At 72.2% G+C, this 4,536-nt stretch carries 4 protein-coding genes; 2 read left to right on the top strand and 2 right to left on the bottom strand.

All coding sequences use genetic code 11. The annotated features are described in order from the left end of the window. Nucleotides 1-101 precede the first annotated feature (101 nt). A complete protein-coding gene (locus H5J30_RS18740; RefSeq protein WP_181788569.1) occupies nt 102-1,271 on the bottom strand; it encodes an LCP family protein in 1,170 nt (389 codons plus the stop codon). A gap of 197 nt (nt 1,272-1,468) precedes the next feature. Between H5J30_RS18740 and H5J30_RS18735 the strand changes: the two genes are divergently transcribed. Then, nucleotides 1,469-1,999: an acyl-CoA thioesterase gene (locus H5J30_RS18735; protein WP_181788567.1), complete on the top strand. Its 531-nt coding sequence runs from the start codon at nt 1,469-1,471 to the stop codon at nt 1,997-1,999. Nucleotides 2,000-2,056: 57 nt separating this feature from the next. Here H5J30_RS18735 and H5J30_RS18730 read toward each other — a convergent pair whose 3' ends face one another. Beyond that, a complete protein-coding gene (locus H5J30_RS18730; RefSeq protein ID WP_181788568.1) occupies nt 2,057-3,481 on the bottom strand; it encodes an LCP family protein in 1,425 nt (474 codons plus the stop codon). Nucleotides 3,482-3,716: 235 nt separating this feature from the next. Here H5J30_RS18730 and H5J30_RS18725 point away from each other — a divergent pair. After that, the coding region (locus H5J30_RS18725) for a glycosyltransferase family 2 protein (protein ID WP_181788566.1) at nt 3,717-4,536 on the top strand (820 nt) is incomplete at its 3' end.

Below are 4,536 nucleotides of genomic sequence, written 5' to 3'. Positions count from 1 at the left end.
CCGAGCGCGGCGCGCCCCCGGAGACGTACGGCGACAGGACCCCGGCCCACCGCGGGCCGGGGTCCTGTCCGACTGATCGATCTGCTCGGTTGGCCGGCGCCTCAGTCGGCCGACACGGTGACCTTGTCGTCGTTCTTGAGCTGCTCGAAGAGCTGCTTGGCCTTCGGCTCGTCCCACTTCTGCACGGAGCCGAGCCGCGGGTCGGTGCCGCCGGAGACGACCGGCAGGTTCATCGACTTGCCGTCGCCGCCCGAGACGCCCTTCATGGCCCAGAACATCTGCAGCACGTTGAACAGGCTCATGTCCTTGTCGACGATCAGCGAGTCCAGGCCGGCGCCCATCGTCGGGTAGAGCTTGAACGGGTTCATGATCGTCGTGATCTTCGCCGACTCGCTGGCGAGCTTCGACAGCAGCTTCTGCTGGTTCTTCGTCCGGTCCAGGTCGCCGCCCGGCAGCGCGTAGCGGTTGCGGACGAAGGCCAGCGCCTCGGCGCCGTCGAGGTCCTGGCAGCCCTTCTCGAAGTCGGCGCCGGAGTTCTTGTCCTTGACCGCCTCGTCGAAGCACATCTCGACGCCGCCCAGCTCGTCGACGATGTTGGCGAAGCCGCCGAAGCCGATCTCGGCGTAGTGGTCGATCTTCAGGCCGGTGTTGTACTCGACCGTGCGGACCAGCAGCTCCGGGCCCTCGATGGCGTACGCGGCATTGATCTTCTGCGTCTGCTCCGCGATGCGGTTGCCGGTCTCCGAGCCGGTGAAGGACGGGATGGTGACCATCCAGTCGCGCGGGAGGCTGACCATCGTGTTCCCGTTGTCACCGGTGTGCAGGATCATCATCGAGTCGGTGCGCTTGCCCTCGACGGAGCCGGTGTGCAGCTCGTCCTGCCGCTCCTCGGACAGCCCCTCGCGGCTGTCGGAGCCGACGATGAGGTAGTTCGTGCCCTCGGTGTCGCCGGGGCGGTCCTCGACCTTGCTGAGGTCCACCTCGCGACGCAGCTTGGAGTCCGCCCAGAAGTACGTGGCGACGGGCACGACTATGAGGATGACGAGCGCGACGATGGCGCCGATCTTGATCCGCTTGCGCCAGTTCGGCGGCGGCTTGCCGTAGCCGGCCGCCCGGCGGTCGCCGCCGTCGTCACCGCCGTACGGGCCGGAGGGGTCGCCGCCGCCGCTGCGGTAGACCTGCCCCTGGTTGTAACCGTCGTCGTACGGACCGTGGTCGTCGTAGCCCTGGGAGCGCTGCGGCGGCACCCCGCCGCCGCCCACGACGGGCATGACGCGGTGGGGCTCCGGATCGGACGCGCGGCTGCCGCGCCCGTACCGGTCCCGGCTGTCTGCAGTCCATCCCTCGGGCCAGTCATTCATGCGGGAAGTGTGCCCTGCCCGCCCGGCCGACCTGAAGGGGGGTTCCGAATCGGACCGGGCTTGTAGCGGTTCTGATGCAAAGCGGGGCGCCGCATACAGTGACACACATGAACGATCAGGCACGCCCGGCGGCGGGTGCGGCGAAGCCCACCTCGGCCTCCCGCACCACGTTGTCGTCGATCATGACGGCGAACGACGCGAACCTCCTCGGCACCGTGCACGGCGGCGTGATCATGAAGCTGGTCGACGACGTGGCCGGGGCGGTCGCGGGGCGGCACAGCGGCGGGCCCGCGGTGACGGCGTCGATGGACGAGATGGTGTTCCTGGAGCCGGTGCGGATCGGGGACCTGGTGCACGTCCTGGCGCAGGTCAACTGGACGGGGCGGACCTCCATGGAGGTCGGGGTGCGGGTGATGGCGGAGCGCTGGAACGAGTCGACGCCCGCGAAGCAGGTCGCGAGCGCGTACCTGGTCTTCGCCGCGGTGGACGACGAGGGCCGCCCCCGCCCGGTGGCGCCCGTGGCGCCGGAGACGGAGCGCGACGAGCGGCGCTGCCAGGAGGCCCAGATCCGGCGCACGCACCGGCTGGCCCGCCGGCGCGCGATCAAGAACCTGCGGGAGAGCCGCGAGAGCGCCTGACGGCGGGTGTACGGGGCCGGGGACGGCCTCCGCCGGCAGGGCGGGGCGCGGTAGGCCCTATGTACAGAGGACCTCGTCGCCGGTGACCGCCGACCAGACGTCCGCGCCGTCCAGGATCGGGTCCGCGGGCCGTACGCGGTGGACCTTCTCGTGGTCCGCTCCGAGCGTGACCGTCATCACCGCGCCGTGGCCGCGGTCCGGGCGGAGCTGCGCGTGCGGGAGAGCGGCGGCCAGGGAGCGGGCGGAGCGGTCCCACCCCGGGTCATACGTGATGACCGTGCGGTCCGTCTGCTCCGCCGTCGTGGGGGACCCGGTCGTGGAGAAGCCGGTGCGGGCCAGCGACCGGTCCACCCGGCCGCCGAGGCCGTCCTCCGCCGTGCCGTTCGCCACCTGCACCCGGACCCGCTCCGGGGGCACCTCCACCGGCGTCGCCTTGCCCTCCCCCTTGCCCTTCGGGCCTTCCTTCCCGCCTCCGGGGCCGCCGTCCCGCCCCTTGAGCGGCCGGTCCTCGCGCAGCCTGTCGAAGAGCTGCCGGGCCCGCTCCTCGTCCCACTTCACCGTCGTGCCGAGGCCGGGCACCTCGTAGTCCATGTCCGCGACCGGCACCGTCGCGAACTCCGAGGAGCCGGGTGAGAACCCGTGCAGCGCCTTGCCGAGCGCGAACACCGCTCCGGTGTCCAGCGAGGCGTCCGTGCGCACCGAGCCGAGGAGCGTCGAGCCGACCTCGCGGAAGCGCAGCGGGTTCATCAGCCCGCTGGTGCCGGTGAGCTTGTCGATGACGGCGGCCAGGAAGCGCTGCTGGCGCTTCATCCGGCCCATGTCGGACGCGCCGTCCAGATGCCGGGCGCGTACGTACGCCAGCGCCTCGCCGCCGTCGAGGCTGCTGGTGCCGGCGGGCAGGTCGAGACCGGAGTACTTGTCGCGCAGCGGGCGCTGCGTGCACACCTGCACGCCCCCGACCACGTCCACCGTCTTCATGAACGCCGCGAAGTCGATCTCCACGTAGTGGTCGATGTGCACGCCGGACAGCTTCTCCACGGCGCGCACGGTCAGCGGCGGGCCGCCGTGGGTGTACGCCGCGTTGACCTTCGCGGGGTGCGCGGTGCGCCGCTCGCCGAGGGCGCGGTTGGTGTGCGGCGGCAGCTCGATGTAGCTGTCGCGCGGGATGCTGACCACGCTCGCGCGCCCGCGGTCCCGCGACAGGTGGACGAGCATCAGCGCGTCCGTGCAGTTGCACGGCTCACCGCCGAGGCGGTACTTGCGGCGCTCCTCCTCGCTCACGCTGTCGCGCCGGTCGACGCCGGCGACGAGGAAGTTGAGCCCGTGGCCCTCCCGGGGCCGGTCGGAGATCCCGCCGAAGGCGTCGACCCGGTGGATGCCGGACCCGATGGAGCTGAGCAGGAAGTACCCGGCCCCACCGGTGGCCAGCAGCAGCAGGGACAGCGCGGTGGCGATCCGCAGACCCCAGCGCGGGCGCTTCACGGACGGGGCAGGCACGGTGGGGGGACCTCCGCGGGGCTCGGTGCGGCGTGGGCTGTCGGTACGTACACGTGTGCACGCGCGCGTCTGCGGCTGCGTGGCAGGGCGGGGGCACGGGCACGGTCCCGACCACGGTAGGGACGTAGCGGCCGACCTTCCCCGCACACGCCGTCCGTACGCTTAACGCCACCCTGCGGGCACGCCCCGATCCCCCGTTCGCGGTAACCTGAGCGGCGCTATGAACGATTCTGCGACGGCCCCCGCGGTCTCCGTGATCATGCCCGTGCTCAACGAGGAGCGGCACCTCCGCGAGGCGGTGCGGCACATCCTGGAGCAGGACTACGCAGGCGACCTGGAGGTCGTCATCGCCCTCGGCCCCTCCGCGGACCGCACCGACGCCATCGCCGCCGAGCTGGTCCGCGAGAGCGCGGACGGCAGACGCCGGGTGCAGACGGTGCCGAACCCCACGGGCCGTACGCCCGCCGGGCTCAACGCCGCCATCGAAGCCTCCTCGCACCCCGTCGTGGTCCGCGTCGACGGCCACGGCATGCTCTCCCCCGGCTACATCTCCACCGCGGTCCGGCTGCTCGCCGAGACCGGCGCGCAGAACGTCGGCGGCATCATGCACGCCGAAGGCGAGACGAGCTGGGAGCAGGCCGTCGCCGCGGCGATGACCGCGCGCATCGGGGTGGGCAACGCGGCATTCCACACCGGCGGCGAGGCGGGCCCCGCGGACACCGTGTACCTCGGCGTCTTCCGCCGGGAGGCGCTGGAGCGGCAGGGCGGCTACAACGAGGAGTTCATCCGCGCCCAGGACTGGGAGCTGAACTTCCGCATCCGCTCGGCCGGCGGCGGGGTCTGGTTCTCGCCGGAGCTGAAGGTCTCGTACCGGCCGCGGCCGAACCTGCGGGCGCTGGCCAAGCAGTACAAGGACTACGGCCGCTGGCGCCGCGTCGTCGCCCGCTACCACAAGGGCTCGATCAACCCGCGCTACCTCGCGCCGCCCGCCGCCCTCGCCGGGATCGCCGCGGGGGTGCTGGTGACCCCGCTGACGCCGC

This window comes from Streptomyces phytophilus (genome assembly GCF_013870535.1).
Taxonomy (GTDB): Bacteria; Actinomycetota; Actinomycetes; order Streptomycetales; family Streptomycetaceae; genus Streptomyces; species Streptomyces phytophilus.
The sequence above is the reverse complement of the archived record's forward strand: the minus strand, read 5'-3'. Positions and strand labels throughout refer to the sequence as shown.

Bases quoted from the DNA above. Each gene is read 5' to 3' on its own strand.
- H5J30_RS18740 (WP_181788569.1), bottom strand. From the start codon at position 1,271: ATGCCCGTCGTGGGCGGCGGCGGGGTGCCGCCGCAGCGCTCCCAGGGC.
- H5J30_RS18735 (WP_181788567.1), top strand. From the start codon at position 1,469: ATGAACGATCAGGCACGCCCGGCGGCGGGTGCGGCGAAGCCCACCTCG.